This is a genomic window from Photorhabdus noenieputensis (assembly GCF_018448935.1).
Taxonomy (GTDB): domain Bacteria; phylum Pseudomonadota; class Gammaproteobacteria; order Enterobacterales; family Enterobacteriaceae; genus Photorhabdus; species Photorhabdus noenieputensis.
Genome location: NZ_RCWC01000002.1, coordinates 126,770 through 152,590 on the forward strand (window position 1 = coordinate 126,770; position 25,821 = coordinate 152,590).

General features: G+C 43.7%; 25 protein-coding genes. 17 read left to right on the plus strand and 8 right to left on the minus strand.

Annotated features, from left to right (window positions below):
* Window positions 1–72: 72 nt before the first annotated feature.
* Complete coding sequence (locus EAE91_RS02665) at window positions 73–1,029, minus strand: DMT family transporter (RefSeq protein ID WP_214087140.1); 957 nt, start codon at window positions 1,027–1,029, stop codon at window positions 73–75.
* Between the two features lie 18 nt (window positions 1,030–1,047).
* The gene (locus tag EAE91_RS02670; protein ID WP_214087141.1) at window positions 1,048–2,238 is read right to left on the minus strand and encodes a tetratricopeptide repeat protein; all 1,191 of its coding nucleotides are present in this window, start codon (window positions 2,236–2,238) and stop codon (window positions 1,048–1,050) included.
* A gap of 147 nt (window positions 2,239–2,385) precedes the next feature.
* On the opposite strand from EAE91_RS02670, the gene EAE91_RS02675 reads away from it, so the two are divergent.
* Window positions 2,386–3,309: a LysR family transcriptional regulator gene (locus EAE91_RS02675; protein ID WP_214087142.1), complete on the plus strand. Its 924-nt coding sequence runs from the start codon at window positions 2,386–2,388 to the stop codon at window positions 3,307–3,309.
* Window positions 3,310–3,327: 18 nt separating this feature from the next.
* Here EAE91_RS02675 and EAE91_RS02680 read toward each other — a convergent pair whose 3' ends face one another.
* Both EAE91_RS02680 and queG read right to left on the minus strand, forming a co-directional pair.
* Window positions 3,328–3,759, minus strand: a complete 432-nt coding sequence (locus EAE91_RS02680) for a flagellar protein FlhE (protein WP_214087143.1) — start codon at window positions 3,757–3,759, stop codon at window positions 3,328–3,330.
* Between the two features lie 863 nt (window positions 3,760–4,622).
* Window positions 4,623–5,780: a tRNA epoxyqueuosine(34) reductase QueG gene (queG, locus tag EAE91_RS02685; RefSeq protein WP_214087267.1), complete on the minus strand. Its 1,158-nt coding sequence runs from the start codon at window positions 5,778–5,780 to the stop codon at window positions 4,623–4,625.
* Window positions 5,781–5,951: 171 nt separating this feature from the next.
* Here queG and tsaE point away from each other — a divergent pair, with 171 nt between their 5' ends.
* The 16 genes from tsaE to rplI all read left to right on the plus strand — a co-directional run bounded on the left by tsaE (window position 5,952) and on the right by rplI (window position 21,723).
* Window positions 5,952–6,416 (plus strand): tRNA (adenosine(37)-N6)-threonylcarbamoyltransferase complex ATPase subunit type 1 TsaE, encoded by a 465-nt coding sequence (gene tsaE / locus EAE91_RS02690; RefSeq protein ID WP_214087144.1) that lies wholly within the window; start codon window positions 5,952–5,954, stop codon window positions 6,414–6,416.
* Between the two features lie 14 nt (window positions 6,417–6,430).
* Window positions 6,431–7,714 carry an N-acetylmuramoyl-L-alanine amidase AmiB gene (gene amiB, locus EAE91_RS02695; RefSeq protein ID WP_244868631.1) on the plus strand — a complete coding sequence of 428 codons (1,284 nt, stop codon included), beginning with the start codon at window positions 6,431–6,433 and terminating at the stop codon, window positions 7,712–7,714.
* A 9-nt stretch (window positions 7,715–7,723) separates the two neighbouring features.
* A complete protein-coding gene (mutL, locus tag EAE91_RS02700; RefSeq protein ID WP_214087145.1) occupies window positions 7,724–9,625 on the plus strand; it encodes a DNA mismatch repair endonuclease MutL in 1,902 nt (633 codons plus the stop codon).
* On the plus strand, window positions 9,618–10,559 hold the full coding sequence (gene miaA / locus EAE91_RS02705) for a tRNA (adenosine(37)-N6)-dimethylallyltransferase MiaA (RefSeq protein ID WP_214087146.1): 942 nt from the start codon (window positions 9,618–9,620) through the stop codon (window positions 10,557–10,559). Before mutL ends, miaA begins: the two co-directional genes overlap by 8 nt.
* 110 nt (window positions 10,560–10,669) lie before the next feature.
* Entirely contained in the window at window positions 10,670–10,978 is a 309-nt protein-coding gene (hfq, locus tag EAE91_RS02710) for an RNA chaperone Hfq (RefSeq protein ID WP_011148654.1), read from the plus strand.
* Between the two features lie 96 nt (window positions 10,979–11,074).
* Window positions 11,075–12,355: a ribosome rescue GTPase HflX gene (gene hflX, locus EAE91_RS02715; RefSeq protein WP_214087147.1), complete on the plus strand. Its 1,281-nt coding sequence runs from the start codon at window positions 11,075–11,077 to the stop codon at window positions 12,353–12,355.
* Between the two features lie 105 nt (window positions 12,356–12,460).
* Window positions 12,461–13,681: an FtsH protease activity modulator HflK gene (gene hflK / locus EAE91_RS02720; RefSeq protein ID WP_214087148.1), complete on the plus strand. Its 1,221-nt coding sequence runs from the start codon at window positions 12,461–12,463 to the stop codon at window positions 13,679–13,681.
* Window positions 13,682–13,686: 5 nt separating this feature from the next.
* Window positions 13,687–14,697: a protease modulator HflC gene (gene hflC, locus EAE91_RS02725; protein ID WP_214087149.1), complete on the plus strand. Its 1,011-nt coding sequence runs from the start codon at window positions 13,687–13,689 to the stop codon at window positions 14,695–14,697.
* A gap of 145 nt (window positions 14,698–14,842) precedes the next feature.
* The gene (locus EAE91_RS02730; protein ID WP_214087150.1) at window positions 14,843–16,141 is read left to right on the plus strand and encodes an adenylosuccinate synthase; all 1,299 of its coding nucleotides are present in this window, start codon (window positions 14,843–14,845) and stop codon (window positions 16,139–16,141) included.
* Window positions 16,142–16,331: 190 nt separating this feature from the next.
* Window positions 16,332–16,757: a nitric oxide-sensing transcriptional repressor NsrR gene (gene nsrR, locus EAE91_RS02735; RefSeq protein WP_214087151.1), complete on the plus strand. Its 426-nt coding sequence runs from the start codon at window positions 16,332–16,334 to the stop codon at window positions 16,755–16,757.
* A 44-nt stretch (window positions 16,758–16,801) separates the two neighbouring features.
* Window positions 16,802–19,243, plus strand: a complete 2,442-nt coding sequence (gene rnr / locus EAE91_RS02740; RefSeq protein ID WP_214087269.1) for a ribonuclease R — start codon at window positions 16,802–16,804, stop codon at window positions 19,241–19,243.
* Between the two features lie 121 nt (window positions 19,244–19,364).
* A complete protein-coding gene (rlmB, locus tag EAE91_RS02745; protein ID WP_214087152.1) occupies window positions 19,365–20,102 on the plus strand; it encodes a 23S rRNA (guanosine(2251)-2'-O)-methyltransferase RlmB in 738 nt (245 codons plus the stop codon).
* Between the two features lie 179 nt (window positions 20,103–20,281).
* Window positions 20,282–20,677, plus strand: coding sequence for a 30S ribosomal protein S6 (gene rpsF / locus EAE91_RS02750; protein ID WP_214087153.1), 396 nt, complete (start codon window positions 20,282–20,284; stop codon window positions 20,675–20,677).
* Between the two features lie 5 nt (window positions 20,678–20,682).
* Window positions 20,683–21,000, plus strand: coding sequence for a primosomal replication protein N (gene priB / locus EAE91_RS02755; RefSeq protein WP_011148645.1), 318 nt, complete (start codon window positions 20,683–20,685; stop codon window positions 20,998–21,000).
* Between the two features lie 4 nt (window positions 21,001–21,004).
* Entirely contained in the window at window positions 21,005–21,232 is a 228-nt protein-coding gene (gene rpsR, locus EAE91_RS02760; protein WP_000135199.1) for a 30S ribosomal protein S18, read from the plus strand.
* A 38-nt stretch (window positions 21,233–21,270) separates the two neighbouring features.
* Complete coding sequence (gene rplI, locus EAE91_RS02765) at window positions 21,271–21,723, plus strand: 50S ribosomal protein L9 (protein ID WP_036810089.1); 453 nt, start codon at window positions 21,271–21,273, stop codon at window positions 21,721–21,723.
* Between the two features lie 618 nt (window positions 21,724–22,341).
* On the opposite strand, the gene EAE91_RS02770 is transcribed toward rplI, so the two are convergent.
* The 4 genes from EAE91_RS02770 to EAE91_RS02785 form a co-directional block, all read right to left on the minus strand.
* Window positions 22,342–22,812, minus strand: coding sequence for a MarR family transcriptional regulator (locus EAE91_RS02770; RefSeq protein ID WP_214087154.1), 471 nt, complete (start codon window positions 22,810–22,812; stop codon window positions 22,342–22,344).
* A 142-nt stretch (window positions 22,813–22,954) separates the two neighbouring features.
* Window positions 22,955–23,344 (minus strand): nuclear transport factor 2 family protein, encoded by a 390-nt coding sequence (locus EAE91_RS02775; RefSeq protein WP_214087155.1) that lies wholly within the window; start codon window positions 23,342–23,344, stop codon window positions 22,955–22,957.
* A gap of 153 nt (window positions 23,345–23,497) precedes the next feature.
* Window positions 23,498–24,142, minus strand: coding sequence for an excinuclease ABC subunit UvrA (locus EAE91_RS02780; protein WP_244868632.1), 645 nt, complete (start codon window positions 24,140–24,142; stop codon window positions 23,498–23,500).
* 5 nt (window positions 24,143–24,147) lie between these two features.
* Window positions 24,148–25,392: a multidrug effflux MFS transporter gene (locus EAE91_RS02785; protein WP_214087156.1), complete on the minus strand. Its 1,245-nt coding sequence runs from the start codon at window positions 25,390–25,392 to the stop codon at window positions 24,148–24,150.
* Window positions 25,393–25,821 lie beyond the last annotated feature (429 nt).

Genomic DNA, 25,821 nt, shown 5'->3' on the forward strand with positions numbered 1-25,821 from the left:
TTTCAATAGAAATGTTTTTATTAAGAAATGCTGTTAGCATTGGCGGTTCTAATTTTTGTCTTCTTTTTTGTTCTAATCTGGCTTTTTCTTTAGCCTCGTATTTTTACCGGTTGATCTCTTATTACAGATCAGGATGCCTCCGATGACGAGAGCACCGCCGATGAACATTGGGAATGTTAATTTCTCGTCTAATAGTACTGCGCCGAGCAATACTGCGGTCAAAGGGTTAAGCGCAATGAATACGCCAGAGCGAGTGGAACCAATTCTTTGGATTCCGTCGTAATACCAGATGTAGGCCACCGCTGAACCTATTGCACCAAGATAAAGTAAGCTGGAGAGATCAGTCATGGGTAATGCATGTATTGCGGATAAACTCATTTGACCTGTGAAAATGGCCGTTACAGTTAGCATGATAGCGCCTGCCAGGATGGAGTATGTAACGGTGTGTAGCGGGCCGATTTGGCTCACAATGTTCTTGCAGAAGACGCTATAAGCAACCCAGCTTAAAACACAGCCAAATATCAAAGTGTCGCCCAACCAGTTACCTTCTTCTCCAACCGTCAGTTGTGGCGTTTTGCTAAAAATCACGATCATTGCACCAAGCAGACAAAGAATAATTCCCAGTATTTTCAATGATGATTGTTTTTCCTTATAAAAGAAATATGAAAAAATCGCCATTACTGCTGGATTCAGTGCCACGATAAGTGAAGCTCTGGATGCGGTTGTGTGATGCAGACCATAAAAGAAGAAAAGGTTGTAGGCGTATATTCCGCAAAGGCCAAGTCCAATGATTTTCAATAGTTGGGATAGATTAATCTTGACGAACATTTTTCCTGATAAAACGAGGAAAATAATTAGCGTCATGCCCGCAAGAATAAATCTGAGGCTTGCTGATAACAAGGGCGGTGTCTCGACAGAAATATATCGACCTGCAACAAATGTTCCGCCCCAGATGATAGCCACAAGAGACAGCTTGATATAGGTTGAGTAGTTGTTGACCGACTGCGTTGATGCGTGGTTGCTTTTCATGTTTGTCAATGTCGCAATTTATAGGGTGGAAGAGGCTTTCAAGGCGGCGTATTCCATCGTCTGTTCCAATATTTCACGTTGAGCGCGGCTACCTCCCAATAATGGCCATTTCTCATGGCTGAGACGAAGTTTATTTAGACACTCCTCATAGTGCCTGGATGTAAATAATAAGATCGCTTTAAGGACGTCTATCCCTGTGGAATGTGTGTCTGGTTCGATGCCAAATCCATCACTTTCCGCGATTAACTTTTCAATAAGAAAAGACTGATTTGTCGCAGAAAAAGCGAGTGCTGCATGTATCTTATGGAAGTAAGAGGTGGATGAGCTGATGCTGCCTGTCCAAAGAACGGCAAGACGTTCCCATATTGGTTGGAAGTTAGTGTCAGCAGATTTGAGCCTGAGTTGCCACAGGAATTCTACAGCGTCCAAATCTTGTTTAGCAAATGGATTGTCTTTTAGCGCATATAATTCATCAAAAGCTTGCAATGCCAGCGTGATCTCATCGGATCGTTCATACGCAATGGCGAGATGCCAGTATACATGCATTCCCATTCCGGCATTGGTTATCCAATGTTCTTTGCAGTTGGTCAAGAAGTGGCAAAGTTCTTTCCAGCGACCTAGCTCATGCAGGGCATGTGCGACAGCATGAATGCCATAGATATTGTCCGGCATTAATTTAACAGATTTAAAACCAACCTCTAAGGCATCATCAAAACATTGAGCTTCACAAAGGACGAATGATTTTATGGAAAGATAATATGGATAGAGGTAGTGAGTGCCAGGAATGTGTTCGTCGCAATAAAGCAGAAGAGACCTCAAGTTGGTTGTTTTGCCAGTGCAGAAATCAAGCATGTGAATAAAGAAGAGCGCGACAATATCCGATGGGTATGCTCGAATATGTTGGGTCAGAAGCGATCTCGCGTTATCGTAATCAAATTTCACCCATGCGCTGAATGCCTTATGGATAAGGCAAAGCTCAGGGAGAGAAAGGTCGTGTTCGTTCATTTGAGTTAATGTGATTTTGAATTTATAAAGTTCTTTCATCTCGCAAGAGGTGATTGCATCAAATCCCATCAGGAGTTTTTTGTAAGTTCGCTGAGTGTCATTCATTGGAATAAATTCGTCTGAAAATCCACGGAGGGATAAGAACGTGCTGTTTATTTCCGGCCATATGGAAGATGAACCATCAGAAAGCCATTGGTAACTCATAAAATCCCCTTTTTTAATTAATTATGGTTTGGAAACTCTGTTGAGCGTTTGGCGAGCATGCCTCGCCTACTGTTTTATATCCGCATTGCATATACTTATTCAGATGTATGATCATGCGGAAATGAGTGATTACTCAAGGGGGAGATAATGACTTTAACTCAGCTCGAAATTTTTGCTGTTGTTGCTGAACGGAAGGGCTTTACCTTAGCTGCGGCCCAGCTCAAGATATCTCAGTCTGGGGTTTCCCATGCCATCAGACTCCTTGAACAAGAGCTTGGCGTAGAGCTGCTACATCGGCATCAGGGAGTTGTCGAACTGACAGATATAGGAGAAAGTTTGCTACAAAAAGCCCAGGCCATTCTTGGTCTGGCTGAGACCATGCGGCAAGAGGCCGCGGATGCTCGGGGGATGAAACGAGGTACGTTGCGAATCGGGTCGTTTGGACCGACTTCATCCTTGTGGCTGCTGCCAACGGTACTGGCCGATTATCGCAGGCTTTACCCCGGCATTCAGGTCCATATTGATGAGGGACCAGATAGACAGGTAGTGCAATGGCTTATGGATAGGCGAGTGGATGTGGGATTTGTGACCTTGCCGGAAGATCAATTCGATACTTATCCGATTCTTGAAGACCAAATGGTGGCTTTATTGCCGGTAGATCACCCTTTAGTATTGCAGGATACGGTGACGTTGAAAGATCTGTGTGTTGGACCATTCGCGTTGACAGAAGCGGGATCGGCTGAACTGGTTTCCAGACTTTTTTTATCGGCAAGATTGCGACCTAATATTCGCTATCGGACGTCTCAATTGTTAAGTACTTTGGCTGCGGTTGAACGTGGGGATGCGGTGACGATTGTTGCCGAGTCATCTCTGCCGCCGACTCGTGATGTTCACTATGTCAAGAAAGCGCTGAATCCAAAAGTGAAACGACATGTCGGGTTGGCTGTGTTTGATGAACGTCAATCGTCACCGGCCGCTAAAGCATTTATCGCATTGGCGACTAAAAAGTTTCGCGTGATGAGTTCGGCTGTCTCCTTGGCTTTCAGGGAGCTCGTTGACCTGAGGCCATGAGGCTTCAGGTCGGGTTGCTTAATACTGAAAATCAACTTTGATCATATTGTAATGGGACGGGTAAACGGGGTAAGTACCTCCGTTGAGAATCCCACTAATTCTAAAGGAACCTCTGGCATCATAGCCGCTAAAGGCATTTGTAGAGCCATTTAGGTTACCGGAGACATCCAGGCACGACGATGGGGTGGATGAATATGGTGAGGTGTGACAAATGTGGAAAGTCTGAGTTGTCGCACCATTGTTATATAAACCGATATTCCAAGATACTGTCGTGATAGTTGCCTTTGTCGGTACCGAAGAGGGTGTGTTAAAGAAATTTGAGTTGGTGTAACCGGCAGCATAAACACTTGGGGCTCGGCTCGTTTGTGACCAAGTGCTGGTAGTGGCAAAGGCGATCTGAGCCGTTGTTAACGCTAGAAAACCTACTGCAATTTTGGTAAATCTTTTCATTCTTCAATCCTCATTGCTAGTGAGTTATCTTACTGTTATTTGCATGCAACCGTTGCGCGACATTCAATATGATTGGCGCACATGAAAATTGCTTGCTTATTGATTCCTATGGTTGTTCAAATCTTCCTTGATCGAATAAAAAGAATCTCACTGGAATAACAGTGGATCAAGCGAAGTCTTTGGCTGAATGTCTGAATCTGTGCGCTAGCTTCATCGACATTGTGTGATGTTTATGCCTAAAGGGGTATTGTTTGGTTGTGGATTTTTTGTCTTTCTCGACATTGGTAGTCGTGTATTTCGATTGTGTTTAGTTCATCGTGTAGTATTTATAGGGATGAAGAAAGTACTATTCTTTAATTGCAAAATATTTTTTCAACTTCTGCTTGCCAAATGTTTTTGGGTAGTACATAATGCACTCCTTTCGTCAATGAGGTATGGGAAAAATATCTTTTGAATCAATGAATTAGCTGATATTCAAAGAATTTATCTCCCGCTCCAAGTTTCTTCTTCAGTAGTTGTACTCACTTATTTTAGATTTGATTTTTGGGTTATATCTTCATAGTACAGATTTCTATTTCTTATCCACAGCTCGGAAGCTTGTTTCTCAGTAAATAAGTATGATGCTTTAGAATTATCACACAGACTTATCCACAGGCTGTTGCGTCTGAATTTTTCTGATTTTGAATGTTATAAAATAAGTATTCCTTTTGTAACTCGTTGATAGTTTTTCGGAATGATCCTTTGTTAAGAAATGTCATACTGATCACTTGCGCTTTTTTTGAGCATTGATCAACAAGGGGTTTTTATTTTATTCACAGGAAAATTATCTGAATCTTTTTATACGTTATAAAGATGGCTAATAATTAAGCATCTCTGGGCAAGCCTTTGGTTATTGCTCTAATAAGTCGTTTCTGTTGTGGTGTTTGTACATTAATAGTATTCGTTTTACGGCGAATGATTTGCTGTTCAATAGCCCAATGAATATGTTCATCTAGCATGGTGTTTAATCCGAGTTTTTGTTGCAGAGCCAGAACGATATCGTACTGATACGGTGCATTTCCTAAAGCAACAGTAATATTACGTAGCCAGCGTAAATAACCGATGCGACGAATTGCAGAACCTTCCGTTATTCGTAAGAATTTATCTTCATTCCAATTGAACAAGTCCAATAGCTTTGGTGTATGTAATGTTGCACGAGGGCTGAAATCATCTTCATCTGTCAATTGGGAAAAACGATTCCAAGGACAAATAATCTGGCAGTCATCACAACCGTAAATACGATTTCCCATCAGGGGACGAAATTCCTCAGGAATAATGCCTTCTAACTCAATGGTGAGGTAGGAAATACAACGGCGGGCATCAATAATATAAGGGGCGATAATTGCACCGGTTGGGCAGGTTGTCATGCAGGCGACACAGCGTCCACACTGTTCTTCTTGTGGAGGATCTATCGGCAGGGGAAGATTAATCAGCAACTCCCCGAGGAAAAACCATGAACCAGCTTCTCTATTAAGGATAAGTGAGTGTTTGCCAACCCAACCTAATCCGGCTTTGGCGGCGAGTGAGCGTTCCATTATGGGGGCGGAATCAACAAAAGGTCGAAAATTAAGGACTCCCTGATATGCGAAGTCATGGCAATAGTTTTGGATCTGTTCCCCGAGTTTCTTAAGACGTTGGCGTAGCAGTTTGTGATAATCTCTTCCCAAGGCATAACGGCTGATATAACCGAGTTCAGCGTCGTTTAGTGTGCTGGCAAAAGAAGCTTTAGCAGGGAGGTAATTCATTCTTACGCTAATAACCCTCAATGTCCCTGGCAAAAGTTCATCCGGGCGAGCACGCATCATGCCGTGGCGTTTCATCCATGCCATTTCCCCGTGATATTGTTTATCCAGCCATTCCTGAAGTTTTGGCTCTTCTACTGATAAATCAGTATCACAAATGCCAACTTGTTGGAAACCAAGAGAAAGACCCCATTGTTTGATGTTGGTGGCTAAAAGGTTAAGATCGAGAGGCGTTGTCATGGTGGAGATCGGTTTATACTGCAAGGCGTTGCAGTGTAGCATAATTTGTTTCAGGCCAAAAATAGTGGATTTGATAATGAAACTGAGCAGAAGATGTTAAATGTTGATAATAGAAGTGTGTTAGGGTTATCGTTTTGGCTGATGAATTAATAAAATAACAGATATTATTCGATGAAAGAACTTGTTTTATCACTTAAAGATGAAGATGCGACAGTTTCTCTTGGGAGCGCGGTTGCTGCTGCCTGTAATAGTGGTAGTGTAATTTATTTATATGGTGATTTGGGGGCTGGTAAGACTACGTTTAGCCGTGGTTTTTTGCACTCCTTAGGTCATAAAGGGCATGTAAAAAGCCCAACTTATACTTTGGTTGAGCCTTATGCTTTAACACCGAGGTCGGTTTACCATTTCGATCTTTACCGATTGGCAGATCCGGAAGAGTTGGAATTTATGGGAATACGTGATTATTTCCATCAAGATGCTATTTGTCTGGTGGAATGGCCTCAGCAAGGAGAAGGGGTGTTACCGGATGCAGATCTTGAATTACATTTGAGTTACCAGCCAGAAGGGCGACAGGCACATTTTATTGCTTTGTCTAAATATGGTGAGAGCCTGTTAGATAATTTGAAATATTTATAAGAGATCACCTGACCATGACGCGTCCTTTAGTCGCAAAAATGATAAAGAAATGGCAAGTCAGTTTTATGGTAATGTGCTGGCTGTTTATTATGATAAGCAGTTTAGTGGTAACAACGGCAACAGCGGCGACTTTATCCGATATTCACGTCAGTAACAGCATAAATGAATCTAAAGTGACGATGGTTTTTTCAGGTGATCGCCCTAACTACAGTTTTTTCTCATTGCATTCGCCAGAGCGTTTAGTGGTAGATATCCATCAATCAGAAAAAATTGTTGGTTTACCTATGCATCTACCGGGGCAGGATTTAGTAAGGAAAATCCGTTCCAGCCAATCACCTGATCGACAAAAAAAACGAATTGTATTTGAACTAAATAATAAAGTTAAAGTCAATTCTATAGTACAGCAGTCGGGTAGTGAATATCGGGTGATTTTTACCCTACGGGCTTCTGGGGTATCGACGAGTAAGCCTGTTTTTAGGGAGAGTTCACAAATAGCCACAAGTAAGTCATCACTTACTAACAACAAATTGCAGACGACAAAGCAGACTGCTTTGCAAGCAACTTCCAAGGGCAGTCAGCGAGTGGTTGTTGCTATTGATGCAGGACATGGTGGTCAAGACCCCGGTGCGATTGGGCAACGTGGATTGAAAGAAAAGAATGTGACTATCAGTGTGGCACGCAAACTTGAGGCACTGTTACGTAATGATCCTATGTTCAAACCTGTTCTGACCCGTAACGGAGACTATTTTATTTCTGTTGCTGGTCGTTCTGAGGTTGCGCGTAAACATAGCGCGAATATGTTGGTTTCTATTCATGCAGATGCTGCCCCTAATCGTAGTGCGCGTGGTGCTTCTGTCTGGGTGTTGTCAAACAAGCGTGCAAACAGTGAATTGGGTAATTGGCTTGAGCAGCATGAGAAACAGTCTGAGTTACTGGGCGGCGCAGGGGATGCATTGGCAAATGGTGCCGATCCCTACCTAAGTCAGGCGGTGCTGGATCTGCAATTTGGCCACTCCCAACGGGTGGGTTATAACGTTGCAGTACAGGTTATCAGTGAGTTGCGCAAAGTCGGCTTATTACATAAACGTTCACCAGAGCATGCCAGCTTAGGTGTGTTACGTTCACCGGATATTCCTTCAATCTTAGTGGAAACGGGATTTATCAGTAACTCAGCAGAAGAAGCATTACTTGGTTCCAATGATTTTCAGGATAAGCTGGCAAACGCTATCCATCGGGGGCTGCGCAACTATTTTCTAGCGAATCCATTACAGGCGGCACCTAAAACAGCCAAAAAGTAAAGGTTAAATATGGCGATTAAGATCCTACCTCCTCAATTAGCAAACCAAATTGCGGCTGGCGAAGTCGTAGAACGTCCTGCATCAGTAGTAAAAGAGTTGGTGGAGAATAGCCTTGATGCTGGCGCTAGCCGTATTGATATTGAAATTGAGCGCGGTGGGGTAAAACTTATTCGTGTCCGTGATAATGGCTGTGGCATTAACCATCAAGATCTTGCGCTAGCGTTGGCTCGTCATGCTACCAGTAAGATTGCTACACTCGATGATTTGGAAGCCATTATTAGTATGGGATTCCGTGGGGAGGCGCTGGCGAGTATCAGCTCAGTTTCGCGTCTGACATTGACTTCCCGTACGGAAGAACAGCATGAGGCTTGGCAAGCCTATGCGGAAGGGCGGGATATGGCGGTGACGGTGAAGCCGGCGGCACATCCGGTAGGCAGTACTGTCGAAGTGCTGGATCTGTTTTATAACACACCCGCGCGGCGCAAATTTCTGCGAACAGAAAAAACAGAATTTGGTCATATTGATGAAGTTGTCAGACGTATTGCACTGGCGCGTTTGGATGTATTAATCAATTTGCATCATAACGGTAAATTAGTGCGCCAATACCGGCCAGCGAAAGATGAATCACAATACGAGCGGCGGTTAGCCTCCATTTGCGGTACCGCTTTTATGCAACGGGCACTTTCTCTTTCCTGGCAGCATGACGATTTATCGATTAAAGGATGGGTTGTTGACCCGATGAATGCTGAGGTGAGTGGCGATATTCAATATTGTTATGTAAACGGACGTATGATGCGTGATCGCTTAATTAATCATGCTATCCGTCAGGCTTATCAAGATTTGCTCCGAGGAGAACAACAGCCTGCTTATGTTTTATATTTGGAGGTTGATCCGCATCAGGTCGATGTGAATGTGCATCCCGCTAAGCATGAAGTTCGCTTCCATCAAGCTCGTTTGGTTCATGATTTTATCTATCAAGGTGTAACGGCCGTATTAAAACAGCGCGGAAGCGGCGCTGAATTGGATCTGGCTTGTTGTGAACCTGCTCCGGCATGGGAGCCGGAAAACCGTCCATCAGCGGGGGAAAACCATTTTTCCCGGCAAAACAATGCTACATCCACGACAACATCGTCACCGAAAGAGGTTTTGTCAAGTAAAGGGAGTGCAGGGAGCTCTCGCGGTGGTGAAAATCGCCAATATCATGGAGACCATTATCAGAAACGTCAGGGTGAGGTGTATCAGAAACTGATGCAATCTGTTCCTGAATCCGAAGAGAAAAGGGAGCTGTTTCCGGCAAGAATCGCTCCGGTTATGGCAAAAAAGGTTACTTCGGCACCTATTCAGGCTAAAAATAGCAGCCATAGTTTTGGTAAGGTATTGAGTATATATTCATCGTGCTATGCTCTGATTGAATCTCCATTGGGAATTGGGTTGTTATCTTTGCCGGTAGCTGAATGTTGGTTAAGGCGAGCACAGTTAACACCAACAGAGCAAGGGCTGAAATCGCAGCCACTGTTGATACCGCTGAAACTCGCTCTTAGCAAAGAGGAAGCTGATACTTTAAATCGTTACAGTGACTTATTGGGTTCTTTTGGGATTGAAGCCTCTATATCTCATGGAAAAGCTACCCTACGTGCGGTATCGTTACCATTACGTCAACAAAATCTGCCTAAATTAATTCCTGAGTTGCTAGGTTATTTAGCACAACAGCCATCAGTATCGACAGAACAGGTTGTAACTTGGCTTGCTCGTCATATCGGCAGTGAATATGAAACGTGGAATGTTGCGCAGGCGGTACAGTTATTAGCTGATGTTGAGCGTCTTTGCCCACAACTGGTAAAATCTCCACCAGATGGGTTATTACAATTAATTGATTTACAAGCAGTGGTGGCATCTCTTACTCATGAGTGATCAGAAAACTCAACATCTACCAATGGCAATTTTTGTTATGGGGCCGACGGCCTCGGGCAAAACAGCTTTATCTATCGCTTTACGCCAGCATCTTCCGGTGGAACTGATCAGCGTTGATTCTGCACTGATTTATCGTGGCATGGATATAGGCACCGCTAAACCAACAACCGAAGAGCAAGCGTTGGCACCTCATCGTTTAATCGATATTCTGGACCCTTCTCAGCCTTATTCTGCTGCTGATTTCCGTCGTGATGCATTGAAGGAAATGGCAGAAATTACCGCTTCTGGTCGTATTCCTCTGCTGGTTGGAGGAACGATGCTCTATTTCAAGGCGTTACTTGAAGGTTTATCGCCTTTGCCTTCTGCTGATCCAGTTATTCGGATGCAAATAGAACAGCAAGCGGTAGAACAGGGATGGGATGCATTGCATCAGCAATTACAGAAGATTGATCCGGTAGCGGCGTTAAGAATTCATCCTAATGATCCACAGAGGCTTTCTCGGGCACTGGAAGTTTTTCTTATTTCAGGTAAGACTCTCACTGAATTGACTAAATTGTCAGGAGAATCGTTGCCTTATCGTGTTCATCAATTTGCTATTGCACCGGTGAAACGTGAGATCCTTCATCAACGTATCGAAGCGCGTTTTCATCAAATGCTTGAATCAGGGTTTGAAGAGGAAGTTAAAGCACTTTATGCTCGTCATGATTTGCATGTGGATTTACCTTCTATTCGTTGTGTTGGTTATCGTCAGATGTGGTCTTATCTTTCCGGCGAAATTGACTATGATGAAATGATTTATCGCGGTATTTGTGCGACGCGCCAGTTGGCAAAGCGTCAGATAACTTGGCTCAGAGGTTGGAAGCCGGTTCATTGGTTGGATAGTTCTCAACCAGAGCAAGCTTTAAGCACAGTTATGCAGGTTGTTAGTGCATAGGTTTATTGATTGTGTACAATTGATGAGTACCAAAGCGCAATTTTTGAGTAGTTCATTTTTTCGAACCTTTAGGTTCTTAGTTAAAAACAACAAAATAAGGAAAATATAGAATGGCTAAGGGGCAATCTTTGCAAGATCCGTTCCTGAACGCATTGCGGCGTGAAAGGGTCCCGGTTTCTATTTATTTGGTTAACGGCATCAAATTGCAGGGTCAGATTGAATCTTTTGACCAGTTTGTCATTTTACTGAAAAATACGGTTAGCCAGATGGTTTATAAACATGCCATCTCTACTGTTGTACCTTCCCGCCCAGTTTCTCATCACAGTAGCAATACAAGTGTTGGAGCGAGCGTAGGTAATTATCATTCTGGTGGCGTTTCTGCTCCGGCAGCACAACAGGAAAGTGATGGTACTGAATAAGCTTGAGAGCGGTAATAGAATGAAGAAAAACATAGGTAGGGGGTTTTACCTATGTTTTTTCCTGTAGTTTTTTACTCAGCCTGAGAGGTCGCACCTTTGTTTGAACGTTATGAAGGCGGCGAACAAGCCGTTGTGGTGCATGTTTTTTTCTCGCAGGATAAAGACACAGATAATCTCAGTGAGTTTGAATCACTGGTAACTTCTGCTGGTGTAGTTCCTGTGCAAATTGTCACGGGGAGCAGGAAAGCCCCTCATCCGAAATATTTTGTTGGAGAAGGTAAGGCGGAAGAGATTGCTGAGGCGGTGCAGGCTAGTGGTGCTGATGTTGTGTTGTTTAATCATGCACTCAGTCCTGCACAGGAACGCAATCTTGAGCGGCTCTGTCAGTGTCGAGTTATCGACCGCACCGGTGTGATTCTGGATATTTTTGCTCAACGGGCGCGGACTCACGAAGGGAAGTTACAGGTAGAGTTGGCGCAGTTACGTCATCTTTCTACCCGTCTTGTCCGGGGATGGACTCACCTTGAACGTCAGAAAGGTGGGATTGGTTTGAGAGGGCCGGGGGAAACGCAGCTTGAGACGGATCGGCGTTTATTACGGGATAAAATCCGTCAGATTCTGAGTCGTCTGAGCCGGGTTGAGAAACAGCGTGAACAGGGGCGTCAAGCGCGAAATAAAGCGGATATACCGACGGTTTCATTGGTGGGATATACCAACGCCGGTAAATCGAGCTTGTTTAATCGCATGACGGCGGCTGAGGTTTATGCGGCTGATCAATTGTTCGCTACGCTGGACCCAACGTTGCGCCGGATTGAAGTTAATGATGTTGGTACGGTGGTACTGGCTGATACGGTTGGCTTTATTCGCCATCTGCCTCATGATCTGGTGGCGGCATTTAAAGCAACATTGCAAGAAACCCGGCAGGCAACATTGTTGCTGCATATTGTTGATGCTGCGGATAGCCGCATCGACGAAAATATTGCCGCTGTTGACAGCGTACTGGAAGAAATTGAAGCGCATCAAATTCCGGTACTGTTGGTGATGAATAAGATTGATATGCTGGAAAGCTTCACACCGCGTATTGATCGCAACGAAGATAACTTACCGGTTAGAGTTTGGTTGTCTGCGCAAACCGGTGAAGGTATCCCGTTATTGTTACAAGCGTTAACGGAGCGTCTTTCGGGTGAAATTGCACATTACGAATTGCTTTTGCCGCCAGAAGCTGGTCGTTTACGCAGCCGCTTCTATCAACTGCAAGCAATAGAGAAAGAGTGGATAGAAGAGGACGGTAAAGTTGGTATCGAAGTGAGAATGCCGATTGTTGACTGGCACCGTCTATGCAAACAAGAACAGGATTTGTTTGATTATGTTGTCTGATATACCTGTCAGGTGGATATCAGAAAACTTATGTGATTGAGAGTCGGCTTATTTATAAGAGGCTCTTGGCCTGAAAAACCAATCATAAAAGAATGGAGCTAAAACATGGCGTGGAATCAGCCCGGGAACAACGGACAAGACCGCGACCCGTGGGGGAGCAGCAATAATAGCGGCAATTCCGGCGGGAACAAAAGTGGTCGAAACCGTGGGGCATCTGATCTCGACGATCTGTTCCGTAAGCTGAGCAGTAAACTCGGGGGCTTTGGTGGGAACAAGGGCGGTAATGGTTCTGACCAAGGGACAAAATTTGGCGGGCGTATTGTTAGCCTTGTCGCTGTTGCTGTCGTCGTGATCTGGGCCGCTAGCGGTTTTTATACGATTAAAGAAACAGAACGTGGTGTTGTTACCCGCTTAGGTAAGTTTAACCATATTGTGCAGCCAGGTCTGAACTGGAAACCCACATTCATTGATGAAGTTGTTCCAGTTAACGTGGAATCTGTTCGTGAATTGGCAACCGCCGGCGTGATGCTGACATCAGATGAAAGCGTTGTTCGCGTGGAGATGAACGTGCAGTATCGTGTGACTGATCCTGCCGCTTATCTTTACAGCGTGACAAGTCCTGATAATAGCTTGCGTCAGGCAACGGATAGCGCGGTACGTGGTGTTGTTGGTAAATATACGATGGATAAAATTTTGACGGCAAACCGCATGATTGTCCGTGATGACACTCAGCGTGAGTTGGAAAAGACGATTCTTCCGTATCGAATGGGAATAACCTTATTGGATGTTAACTTCCAGGCTGCTCGTCCGCCGGAAGAAGTTAAGGCTGCCTTTGACGATGTTATTGCTGCCCGTGAAAATGAACAGCAGTCTATTCGTGAAGCAGAGGCTTATTCGAACGAGGTCTTGCCACGCGCGAAAGGTGATGCGCAACGTATCATTGAAGAGGCGAAAGCGTATAAAGCTCGCGTAGTTTTGGAAGCGCAGGGGGAAGTGGCAAGCTTTGCCAAAATGTTGCCTAGGTATAAAGAGGCACCTGAAATTACCCGTGAACGTCTGTACATTGAAACGATGGAAAAAGTGTTGAGCCGTACCCGTAAAGTTATTGTTAATGATAACAACAATAATTTGTTGGTATTGCCATTGGAGCAAATGTTACGTGGCGATGCTTCTGGTGTTAAAAAAGAGGGAACAGTGCAATCAGATAATTCGGTAGCTTCTGATCTGCGGGTTACCCGTCCAACTTTGCCTACAAATTCAGGCCGGGGCGCGAATTATAACCGAACAGATAATCTGCGTAATGACATTATCAGGGTAGGGAGATAATAATCATGCGTAAATCATTAGGCTTTGTTATTGTCGCAGTATTAGTTGCTCTCTATGTCTCTCTATTTATTGTGCAGGAAGGACAGCGTGGCATTGTACTGCGTTTTGGTAAGGTTCTGCGTGATGCGGGAAATAAACCGATTGTTTATGAGCCGGGGCTACATTTCAAAATACCTTTTGTTGAAACGGTAAAAACTCTGGATGCTCGTATTCAGACTATGGATATTCAGGCCGACCGTTTCTTGACCAGTGAAAATAAGGACCTGATAGTTGATTCTTACCTGAAATGGCGGATTAACGATTTCAGCCGTTATTATCTGGCAACCGGCAATGGTGATATTTCTCAAGCGGAAGTATTGTTAAAGCGTAAATTCAGTGACCGTCTGCGTTCTGAGATTGGCCGTAAGGATGTTCGTGGTATCGTAACGGATTCCCGTGGTCAATTAACTACGGATGTTCGCGATGCTCTGAACAAAGGTACAACGGATAAAGAAACAGCGACTACAACTGAAGCAGATGATGCTATTGCATCGGCGGCGGCTCGTGTAGAGCAAGAAACAGCAGATAAACAACTTGCTATCAATCCGAACAGTATGGCGGCATTGGGTATTGAAGTTGTTGATGTACGTATCAAACAGATCAATTTACCATTGGAAGTTTCAGAAGCGATTTACCAGCGTATGCGCGCTGAGCGTGAAGCGGTAGCTCGTCGTCATCGTTCACAAGGTTTGGAAGAAGCAGAGAAACTGCGTGCAGCAGCAGATAAACAAGTTATTGAAATCCGTGCAAAAGCGGAGCGTGAAGCGCTGACTTTGCGTGGTTCTGGTGATGCGGAAGCCGCTAAACTGTTTGCTGATGCATTCAGCCAAGCGCCAGATTTCTATGCCTTTATCCGTAGCTTACGTGCTTATGAGAGAAGCTTTAGTGAAGATGGGAAAGATGTTCTGGTATTAAGCCCAGAAGCTGATTTCTTCCGCTATATGAAAGCACCTGAAAAGCGTGCAGGTCAGCACTAATAGATGCTGAATCAGTCACAGGCCCGCATCAGGCGGGCCTTATCGTGTCTGGTGGCTAACAAAAATAACGGATGTGATAAAAATTACTGAAAGGTGTGGGATGAGATGTTAGAATCCATTTTTAAGCAACCGAGTGAATTTTGAAATGGGTAAGAACGTTGTCGTATTGGGCACCCAATGGGGTGACGAGGGCAAGGGCAAGATCGTCGACTTGCTGACTGAACGAGCTAAGTATGTTGTTCGTTATCAAGGGGGCCATAATGCTGGTCATACACTGGTTATCAACGGTGAAAAAACCGTTCTCCACTTAATCCCATCAGGGATTCTGCGTGAAAATGTTATCAGTATCATTGCAAATGGTGTCGTATTAGCGCCTGATGCGTTGATGAAAGAGATGAACGCATTAGAATCTCGTGGTATTCCTGTTCGCGAGCGTCTGCTCATTTCAGAAGCCTGTCCACTTATTCTGCCATACCATGTTGCATTAGATAATGCCCGTGAAAAAGCGCGCGGTGCAAAAGCAATTGGTACAACCGGCCGTGGTATTGGTCCTGCGTATGAAGACAAAGTTGCTCGTCGTGGTCTGCGGGTTGGTGATTTGTTTGATAAAGAAACATTCGCGGTTAAGCTGAAAGAAATTATCGAATATCACAATTTCCAACTGGTTAACTACTACAAAGAACCGGCGGTTGATTACCAGAAAACTCTGGATGAAATCATGGCTGTTGCCGATATTCTGACGGATATGGTCGTCGATGTTTCTGATTTGTTGTATAAAGCAACTCAGAAAGGTGAATTGGTTATGTTCGAAGGGGCACAGGGCACGTTGTTGGATATTGACCACGGTACCTACCCATATGTGACCTCTTCTAACACTACGGCGGGTGGCGTTGCAACAGGTTCCGGTTTAGGTCCATGCTATGTTGATTATGTTTTGGGGATCATCAAAGCATACTCTACTCGTGTCGGCGCGGGTCCATTCCCAACTGAACTGTTTGATGAAACTGGCAGTTACTTGCGCGAAAAAGGCCAAGAGTTTGGCGCGACTACGGGGCGTAGCCGCCGCACTGGTTGGCTGGATATCATTGCCATCCGTCGTGCAGTACAGATCAACTCACTGTCAGGTTTCTGTATGACCAAATTGGACGTATTGGATGGCTTGAAAGAAGTGAAAATCTGTGTTGGTTACCGTATGCCTGATGGCAGTGTGATTGAAACGACACCTATGGCTGCGGATGACTGGGAAGGTATTGAGCCTGTTTATGAGACTATGCCAGGCTGGAATGAAAGCACTTTCGGCGTGAAAGAGCATAGCAAATTGCCTCAGGCAGCATTGAACTATATCAAACGTGTAGAAGAGTTGACCGGTGTTCCGGTTGATATTATTTCTACAGGCCCGGATCGTTCAGAAACTATCATTCTGCGTGATCCGTTTGATGCCTGATGGTACTTATGATCAGGTAAAGCCGGGCTTTTCAGCCCGGTTTTTTGCTATTTATTGTGGCCTTTTTGGCTTAATGATTAGGAGATCAATATGATTTTGGCCGATTCATGGTATATAAGTTGAACAAGTGCTTATTTTTTCAGTTTGTTCTCGGATATATTAATTTATATCTTATTACCCAGAGGTTGATGTGCAGTTAACGAGTTTTACAGATTATGGCTTGCGCGCGCTAATTTATATGGCTGCTTTACCGCAAAGCCGGATGACCAGTATTTCTGAAGTCACTGATATTTATGGTGTTTCTCGTAACCACATGGTAAAAATCATTAACCAATTGAGCCACTTAGGATTAGTGGATGCTGTTCGTGGTAAAAACGGCGGTATCCGTTTAGGTAAGCCAGCGAAAGATATCAGAATTGGCGATGTCGTTCGCGCTCTTGAACCATTATCGTTGGTTAACTGTAGTCAGGAATCTTGCCATATCACGTCTGCATGTCGTCTGAAGGTGGTCTTAAATCAGGCAATAGAAAGGTTTTTAGAAGAGCTGGATAAGCATACTTTAGCTGATATGATTGAAGATAATATCCCCCTTTATAAGCTGCTTCTGACCGAATGAATAAATGGCGCAAACAGCCTGCTGATGACAACGGAGGAACAGCCATGTCACAAGATCCTTTTTTGGGGCGCGAAGCAGAAAAATACGAATCACCTATTCCAAGCCGCGAGTACATCTTAGATATTATTGCTAAACATACTGTACCGGTAAGTCGCCAGGAACTGGCGCAAGAACTGAATCTGATTAACGATGAAGATATTGAAGCGTTACGTCGTCGTTTACGGGCTATGGAACGGGATGGTCAACTGGTTTTCACTCGTCGCCAATGCTATGCCTTGCCGGAAAGGTTAGATTTATTGAAAGGTACGGTTATTGGGCATAGAGATGGTTATGGTTTTCTGCGAGTAGAAGGCCACAAAGATGATTTTTATCTCTCTGCTGAGCAGTTAAAGGCAGCTATTCATGGTGATGTTGTGTTGGCACAACCATTGCCTATGAATCGCAAAGGGCGTAATGAAGCGCGTATCGTTCGTGTATTGGAGCCTAAGGACAGCCAGATTGTTGGTCGCTATTTTCTTGATTCTGGTATGGGATTTGTCGTGCCAGATGATAGCCGTTTAAGCTTTGATATCCTGATCCCGCAAGATGAAAGCGGTGGTGCTCGCATGGGGAATGTGGTGGTGGTTGAGTTGATCACACGCCCGGCGCGCCGCACAAAAGCTGTTGGTAAAATTGTTGAAGTATTGGGTGAAAAGATGGGAACGAACATGGCAGTGGAAATTGCTCTACGTACCCATGAAATCCCCCACAGTTGGCCGCTACAGGTGGAAAATCAGGTTGCTTCCTTGGATGAGCAGGTACCAGAATCGGCGAAAAAAGGCCGTGTTGATCTGCGCGCTCTGCCGCTAGTGACAATTGATGGTGAAGATGCCCGTGATTTTGATGATGCCGTTTATTGTGAAAGGAAGCGAAGCGGTGGTTGGCGTTTATGGGTTGCCATTGCTGATGTCAGTTACTATGTGCGTCCACAAACGGCGTTAGATACCGAGGCACGTAATCGGAGTAACTCGGTTTACTTCCCATCTCAGGTTGTCCCCATGCTGCCGGAGGTGCTTTCTAATGGCCTCTGTTCTTTGAACCCGCAGGTTGATCGTCTATGTATGGTGTGTGAGATGACGGTTTCAGCACAGGGGCGATTATCATCCTATAAATTTTACGAAGCTGTCATGAATTCTCACGCTCGTCTGACATATACCAAGGTATGGCGAATGTTGCAGGGTGACGAAGAGCTGCGTGAGCACTACAAGCCACTGGTTAAGCATATTGAGCATTTACATGAGTTGTATCAGGCATTGGAAACTGCCCGTGAACAACGTGGCGCAATCTCGTTTGAGTCAGAAGAGGCGAAGTTTATCTTTAATGCTGAACGTCGTATCGAGCGAATTGAACCGATTGTTCGCAATGATGCTCATAAGTTGATTGAAGAGTGCATGATTCTGGCGAATATTGCTGCGGCGCGTTTCGTGGAAAAAAATGGGGAACCGGTACTTTACCGTATTCATGATCGGCCAAAAGAAGAGAGCATTGTTAACCTGCGCACGGTTTTCGGCGAATTGGGATTGACGTTGCCTGGTGGTATGCAACCAACACCAAAGGATTATGCTCAATTGATGCATCAAGTGGCTGAACGCCCGGATCATGAACTATTGCAAACCTTATTGCTACGCTCAATGAAACAGGCAATTTATGATCCGGAAAACCGGGGTCACTTTGGTCTGTCATTAAATTCTTATGCGCATTTTACCTCACCTATTCGTCGTTACCCTGATCTAGTATTGCATCGAGCGATTAAATATCTGCTGGCGAAACAGCAAGATATTGTTGAGCAATGTGGAACACCGACCGGGGGATGGCACAGTGATATGGAACAGATGTTGCAACTGGGCCAACACTGTTCCATGACAGAGCGCCGTGCAGATGAAGCGACGAGAGACGTTGCCGATTGGCTTAAGTGTGATTTTATGCAGGATCAGGTGGGCAATGTTTTTACTGGGATTATCACGAGTGTGACAGGTTTTGGTTTCTTTGTTCGCTTGAATGATCTGTTTATTGACGGCTTGGTGCATGTTTCCACATTGAGTAATGATTATTATCATTTCGATAATGTCGGTCAGCGTTTAGTGGGTGAACACTCGGGTAAAACTTTCCGGTTAGGGGATGAAGTTGAAATTCGTGTGGAAGCGGTTCATATGGATGAACGTAATATTGACTTTAAGCTGCTTTCTACCACCCGAAAAGCCCAGAATGTAGGCAAAACAGAGCGTGATAGAGCGAAAAAAATAGAATCTGGCCGCAGAAACAGTAAGAAAAAAGGGCGTGGTTATCGCAAAGAAACTCACTTTGAGCTTGATGGTGCTGTCCGTAAAAAGAGATCGGCGGATAAACCTAAAGTGGAGAAGAAAAAGGGTAAAACGCTTTCTGCCAAGACTCAGAAAATTGCCGCTAAATTCAAAGCCAAGCGGGCTAAGAAAAGCGCAGATAAATAATCAAAGGGCTATCCTATTGCAGGATAGCCTGAATATTTTAATCTCCCCCTGAATAGATGGAGCTTACCGAATAGGCTCACAGTATTCGTCAGTGCTGTATGACAGTGAAAATAAGAAGATTATGAGTGAAATTATCTACGGTATTCATGCCGTTAAAGCTTTACTGGAGCGCGATCCTCAACGTTTTATCGAAGTTTATGTCCTGAAAGGACGTGAAGATCGCCGCCTGACACCATTGATTCATGCGCTGGAAAGCATCGGGATGACTATCCAACTGGCAAATCGTCAGTGGCTGGATAATCAAACGGAAGGCGCGGTGCATCAGGGAATTATTGCTAAAGTGAAACCAGGGCGTCAGTACCAAGAAAACGACCTGCCAGATTTACTGGCACAAGTGGAAACCCCTTTCTTGTTGGTGCTTGATGGTGTAACAGATCCCCATAATCTGGGGGCTTGTTTGCGTAGTGCTGATGCAGCAGGTGTACATGCTGTTATTGTTCCTCGTGACCGCTCCGCTCAGCTTAATGCCACGGCGAAGAAAGTGGCATGTGGTGCTGCGGAAAGCGTACCACTTATTCGAGTCACCAACCTTGCCCGGACTTTGCGTTTATTGCAGGAGTACAATATTTGGGTGGTAGGCACAGCAGGCGAAGCTGACCATACGCTATATCAGAGCAAACTAACCAGTCCTATGGCGTTGGTGATGGGAGCGGAAGGTGAAGGTATGCGTCGTCTGACTCGCGAACACTGTGATGAATTGATTAGCATCCCAATGGCGGGTTCTGTCTCATCGTTGAATGTGTCTGTTGCCACCGGAATTTGCCTGTTTGAAGCGGTGCGTCAGCGTAGCTCGTTATAACTCACCTATCTGACATTATGAAACAAAAGTATTTTTGCATTGTTCATTCCTTGAGTTTTTGATGTAGGGTAGGTATAGTTACGCGTCAATTTTTCAGCCGCACTTAAACAAGTTCCTTGCCTCCACGGGCCGCGGTTGACCCTGACAGGAGGCTGAATAATCCGTAAGGAGCAATTCTAATGCGTCATTACGAAATCGTTTTTATGGTCCATCCTGACCAAAGCGAACAGGTTCCGGGCATGATCGAGCGTTACAGTGCGACTATCGCTAGCGCGCAAGGTCAGATTCACCGTCTGGAAGACTGGGGCCGCCGTCAACTGGCTTACCCAATCAACAAACTGCACAAAGCTCACTATGTTCTGATGAACGTTGAAGCGCCGCAGGAAGTGATTGATGAGCTGGAAACTAACTTCCGCTTCAACGATGCCGTTATCCGCAGCATGATTATGCGCGTTAAGCACGCGGTAACTGAAGCATCTCCAATGGTTAAAGCCAAAGATGAACGTCGCAGCCGTGACTTCTCTCTGGAAGACGCCAATATGGATGCTGAAGAAGCTGGGGATTCTGAAGAGTAATAACTGTGACAACGAATCGTTTGGTGCTTTCTGGCACAGTGTGCAAAGTTCCCATTCGAAAAGTCAGTCCTGCCGGCATTCCTCATTGCCAGTTTGTACTTGAACACCGTTCACAGCAACAGGAAGCCGGTCTGAGCAGGCAAGCATGGTGCAGAATGCCCGTTATTGCCAGCGGACAATTGTTACAAGTTTTAACTCACAGTATAACGGTCGGCAGTCGATTAACCGTTTCGGGATTCATTAGTTGCCATCAAGGTCGCAATGGTCTTAACAAACTGGTTCTTCATGCCGAGCAGATTGAATTGATAGATTCTGGAGACTAGCCAAATGGCACGTTATTTCCGTCGTCGCAAGTTCTGCCGTTTCACCGCGGAAGGCGTTCAAGAGATTGATTATAAAGACATCGCTACGCTGAAAAACTACATCACCGAGAGCGGTAAAATTGTACCAAGCCGTATCACTGGCACCCGTGCAAAATACCAGCGTCAGCTCGCTCGTGCTATCAAGCGCGCGCGCTACCTGTCTTTGTTGCCTTACACTGATCGTCATCAGTAATCGGCACAGTCCATTAACGACTCTGAGAGGATAAGGTAATGCAAATTATTCTGCTTGATAAAGTAGCAAACCTGGGTAGCCTGGGTGATCAAGTTAACGTTAAACCGGGTTATGCCCGTAACTACTTAGTACCACAGGGCAAAGCTGTTCCTGCAACTAAGAAAAACATCGAATTCTTCGAAGCACGCCGCGCTGAACTGGAAGCTAAATTGGCTGACGTTCTGGCAGCAGCACAAGCTCGCGCTGAGAAAATTAATGCACTGGGTTCCGTTACTATCGCTTCTAAAGCGGGTGACGAAGGTAAACTGTTCGGTTCTGTCGGTACTCGTGATATCGCTGATGCAGTTACTGCTGCGGGCGTTGAAGTCTCTAAGAGCGAAGTGCGTCTGCCTAATGGCGTTCTGCGTACTACTGGTGAACACGAAGTTAACTTCCAGGTACACAGCGATGTATTCGCTAAATTGAACGTTAACATTGTTGCTGAAGCTTAATCTCTGATTAACTGATGCTAACAAGTAAAAAACGCTGGCAATGCCGGCGTTTTTTATTGGTGCGCCGGGTAAGGCGCAGTCTCTTAACCAAGGGGGATTAAGAGATGACTTCCTCTGCATACCCGGTAGCATGAAGAGCTGAACATGATTAACCGTAATGAGAACACGGATACTCGGTGTTGATTAATGACACATAAGTGCAAAACATTTCAGCCATAGAGAGAAATAGCGGACAGTATTCGCAAGGGCTACTTAGGGGGATGAAATCAACCCGGCGGTCAGTGCGAGCGAAAGCGGAAAAGTTGTTGACAATGGAAACGGTGATAGAAAGAGCTAGCTTAATCGAGGAGAAAGTTGTCTCCGCTACAATACGGACATATTAACATGCAGGGACGTTACTTCTTCACAGTTCCGGAAGTCGTCAGCAGAAAGGAGCTAAGGCCATTTAATGAAGATGATAACGCTATGATTTATAATTAAATGGCTATGTAAAATGACCGCTTAACGGCGTTTACTATTCCATTGCTCCCCAAGCCCCAACATCTATCATGCCTGTTGCACTTAATATGTTAATTTGGCTTTAGTTTTTGTGAAGCGTGATTTTTATCTTCATGATATTTAATCCTCATCATTAATTAGTGTTTGTGCATATAAAAGATCTGCGGCACGATGACAAAGTTCTGTAAATATGGCTATTTCACTTTGGGACATATTAGATTCCACAATATCAGCCATATTGTGTCTGTTGGACTCGACTCGCTGCAAAAACATTAGCCCCTTTGGACTCAATTTAGTGACCAACTCGCGTTTATCGTTTTCTCCTGTTTCTTGTTTAATAAATTCGTTATCTTTTAGCAATCTCAGAATCTTAGACATTTTAGAGCGAGTAAAGCCGAGTTTTTCGCCAATCGCAGTAGGATTCATAGATTGATATTGTCGAAGTAAATGTAAAGTATCATATTCTGCCCATGAAATACCCTCTGGGTTTGTGATGGCCCTTCTTGCGACAAGGACACACTGAAGCCTGCTCAATGCATCTTCAAAAGGTGTTACGGTAGTATCACAAGTATCTTGATTATCTGTTGTCATGTCGGCTCTTTTATAATCTGAATGTTGAATAATAAATCGAGTTAACTGCCTGTCCCATAAATAAAAATTTATAAAGAAAAGTGATTTTTTATAGAACAGGCTTATAAGTATCTACTTAATTTACGATTAAAAACAGCCAAAATTAAGAGAAAATGGCTGCTCGATTAAGAACATCTTCATAGTCATGTAATTCTTTGATCTTACCGTTGTTCAATTTAAATACATTAATATATAAACAATAAAAATCTTTTTTATCTGGCAAGGTTTTACCATTTAGTCGATATTCAACGATAAAAATATCAGGATTATCTGTAGAGTACAGTTCTACATCCTGAACAGAAGTAAAAATCAGAGGTGCCTGACCAAAACTTGCTGAATAATGCTCAAGTATCTGTGACTGGCTCTCAATTGTATCGCGACTGGTACGAAATGGTAACTTCAGAATGCCATCGTTACAAAATAGAGCAGCAAGTTTTGTTGGTGATTTTTCCAAAACTGCTTCTATATATTTATCGAACACAGCTTTAAACATCATTTCTCCTTAGTGTCTTACCTATTGTTTGCTTTCAGGGTTATATGACCGTATGATTTCTTTATTCTTAAAATAAGAAATTAGTTTTGAGAAAGTTTTTACATTAATATCTGGAAAATCGAGACCCAGGATTTTAATGGCTTCGCGTGTATTTCAGTTGTTATAATCCGCATACAGTAAAATTTGGCGTTCTTCGGCAGAGTAATCGGCAATTTTCTTATTATTATCAAACAAACCAGGGTGAGTATACCGGCTCCATCGCCAGGTGCCTGGTGCAAATATGGTATATTCAATTGCACCGTCATTCAGCGATTTGTTTTCATTCACTAGCTTATTAACATCTATTGTGCTGGTAATGCCTAATCCTTCGCAATGTGGACACATTCCTGACGGATGATTGAAAGAGAAAATGTTGGAATACCCGATGAATGGTGTGCCTATTCGGGAAAATAAGAGGCGCAGTAAGGTATAAATATCTGATGCTGTACCAACCGTTGAACGGATATTTTCACCAATGCGCTTTTGGTTGATGATAATTGCGGTAGTGAGGTTATTTATTTCATCCACATCCGGTTGGCTATAGTATGGTAAGCGATGCTGTATATAAGGTGGAAAAGTGTCATTAAGTTGTCGTTGGGATTCCGCTGCAATTGTATCGAATACCAAAGAGCTTTTACCTGAACCAGAAACACCGGTAAATACTGTGATGACATTTTTAGGAATACGTAAATCAATTCCTTTAAGATTATTTTGCCTAGCACCAAGAATTTCAATCGTGTTTTGTTTATGATCCCTCACTTCATTTATCTCCTTGCACGTACTAATATTAAGGATAATAGAGTCATAATCCCACATCCGATTAATACAATAGATACAGGAAACAGAGACACAGATTTGCCAAGACCAGTTAAAAATGCCGTCAAAGAAGCTGTTCCAAACTGAAGAGCACCAAGGACAGCAGAGCCTGCCCCCTTTAAATCAGGAACCGCTGTTAATGCCAAACTGGCTGCATTGCCGAAAATTAACGCCATCGTAAACATAAGCATCATGAAAATGGCCGTAGTTAACTCAAGTTGATAAACACTGAGATAATTTACAATCAGTAGCAAACAAGATAAGACAAAAGTTGTTACAACACCAATCATGACAAGCATTTTAGCGCCGATCCGTTCAACCCATCGGGCACTTAATATGCTGCTGAACATCATAATTCCGGCATTAATTGCGAACACAACAGAAAAAAATCCTGGGGTGAAATTAAACATGGACTGGTATATAAAAGGTGATGCTGAAATGTAGGCGAACAGTGCTCCAAAGGTGGCCGAGAATACTAACGTATATCCCATATAGACTCTATTTCTGAACAGCTTGAAAAACTGTTTAACTAAGCTGTTCTTAATCCCGCTATATGCTGATTTATTTGGCAAACTTTCTGGCACATAAGCAAACGTTAAGACGGTGAGTATCAGTGAAATAACAGTTAAAAAGACAAATACAACTGGCCACGGAAAATGTGCAGCAATGCCTCCTATTAATGGTGCAATTATCGGCGCTACACCTTGTATCGCTAGCATCAGATTGAAATAGTATGCGGCTTTGTTACCAAAACTAAGGTCAGAAACAATGGCTCGTGTCAAAACAATACCTGATGCACCACCAGCACCTTGAAAAAAACGGCTAATGGTTAGCATCTCAATACTTGAAGAAAATGAACAAGCAATTGATGCTACAGTTAGCAAAACCATACCGCCTAATAGAAGGTTTCTCCTGCCAATCACATCCGACCAAGGACCAATAATTAATTGTCCAATCGCTAGGCCAAACATAAATGACGTTAGACTTAATTGAACACCAGCTTGAGTTGTGGTTAGTGCGTGAGACATAGCGGGAAATAAGGGGAGGTACATGTCAGTCGAAAGAGCGCCAATAGCACTCAACATTCCCAGAACCAAAACAAGTTTGAATCCCAGTACGCCTTTTTGGTAAGACGAAACATTTAAATCTAAACAATTGTTATTTAGTATATTTTCTGATTTTTTCACTGTCATTCATCTCATCTAATCAATATGTCATGAAGACTGTAGCACCATAGAAAAATGATTTCCATTTAGAAATCATTTTTCTTGTTTACTTGGTGTTACTATTGAAAGTGCTATATTTCCGATAGTAAAGCCTTGTTTCAAGGCGGGGTGTTGAGAGGAAACCGGGTTGTATTACCGATTAAAATCGGCAATTTGATAGGTTTCATTGGATAATTAACGCACTCACGTTGCTTAGGATAATTTAATAGAGCAGGTAATAACTGAAGCATTTTGTTGTTTATAGAATCAGAGTTTTCTTGTCTATTCTTTGTAATATTGCCTTTTGGTTGGTTTTTATATTATTGATTTCACATTTTTTATATTGAAAATATTATTCATTATCAGATTATTATCTAAAAATAATCGAATTCGTATTTATTATTATTAGATAATATC

Coding starts and splice junctions, on each gene's coding strand:
- EAE91_RS02665 (WP_214087140.1), bottom strand. CDS start 1,029: ATGAAAAGCAACCACGCATCAACGCAGTCGGTCAACAACTACTCAACC.
- EAE91_RS02670 (WP_214087141.1), bottom strand. CDS start 2,238: ATGAGTTACCAATGGCTTTCTGATGGTTCATCTTCCATATGGCCGGAA.
- EAE91_RS02675 (WP_214087142.1), top strand. CDS start 2,386: ATGACTTTAACTCAGCTCGAAATTTTTGCTGTTGTTGCTGAACGGAAG.
- EAE91_RS02680 (WP_214087143.1), bottom strand. CDS start 3,759: ATGAAAAGATTTACCAAAATTGCAGTAGGTTTTCTAGCGTTAACAACG.
- queG (WP_214087267.1), bottom strand. CDS start 5,780: ATGACAACGCCTCTCGATCTTAACCTTTTAGCCACCAACATCAAACAA.
- tsaE (WP_214087144.1), top strand. CDS start 5,952: ATGAAAGAACTTGTTTTATCACTTAAAGATGAAGATGCGACAGTTTCT.
- amiB (WP_244868631.1), top strand. CDS start 6,431: ATGACGCGTCCTTTAGTCGCAAAAATGATAAAGAAATGGCAAGTCAGT.
- mutL (WP_214087145.1), top strand. CDS start 7,724: ATGGCGATTAAGATCCTACCTCCTCAATTAGCAAACCAAATTGCGGCT.
- miaA (WP_214087146.1), top strand. CDS start 9,618: ATGAGTGATCAGAAAACTCAACATCTACCAATGGCAATTTTTGTTATG.
- hfq (WP_011148654.1), top strand. CDS start 10,670: ATGGCTAAGGGGCAATCTTTGCAAGATCCGTTCCTGAACGCATTGCGG.
- hflK (WP_214087148.1), top strand. CDS start 12,461: ATGGCGTGGAATCAGCCCGGGAACAACGGACAAGACCGCGACCCGTGG.
- hflC (WP_214087149.1), top strand. CDS start 13,687: ATGCGTAAATCATTAGGCTTTGTTATTGTCGCAGTATTAGTTGCTCTC.
- EAE91_RS02730 (WP_214087150.1), top strand. CDS start 14,843: ATGGGTAAGAACGTTGTCGTATTGGGCACCCAATGGGGTGACGAGGGC.
- rnr (WP_214087269.1), top strand. CDS start 16,802: ATGTCACAAGATCCTTTTTTGGGGCGCGAAGCAGAAAAATACGAATCA.
- rlmB (WP_214087152.1), top strand. CDS start 19,365: ATGAGTGAAATTATCTACGGTATTCATGCCGTTAAAGCTTTACTGGAG.
- rpsF (WP_214087153.1), top strand. CDS start 20,282: ATGCGTCATTACGAAATCGTTTTTATGGTCCATCCTGACCAAAGCGAA.
- rpsR (WP_000135199.1), top strand. CDS start 21,005: ATGGCACGTTATTTCCGTCGTCGCAAGTTCTGCCGTTTCACCGCGGAA.
- rplI (WP_036810089.1), top strand. CDS start 21,271: ATGCAAATTATTCTGCTTGATAAAGTAGCAAACCTGGGTAGCCTGGGT.
- EAE91_RS02770 (WP_214087154.1), bottom strand. CDS start 22,812: ATGACAACAGATAATCAAGATACTTGTGATACTACCGTAACACCTTTT.
- EAE91_RS02775 (WP_214087155.1), bottom strand. CDS start 23,344: ATGTTTAAAGCTGTGTTCGATAAATATATAGAAGCAGTTTTGGAAAAA.
- EAE91_RS02785 (WP_214087156.1), bottom strand. CDS start 25,392: ATGACAGTGAAAAAATCAGAAAATATACTAAATAACAATTGTTTAGAT.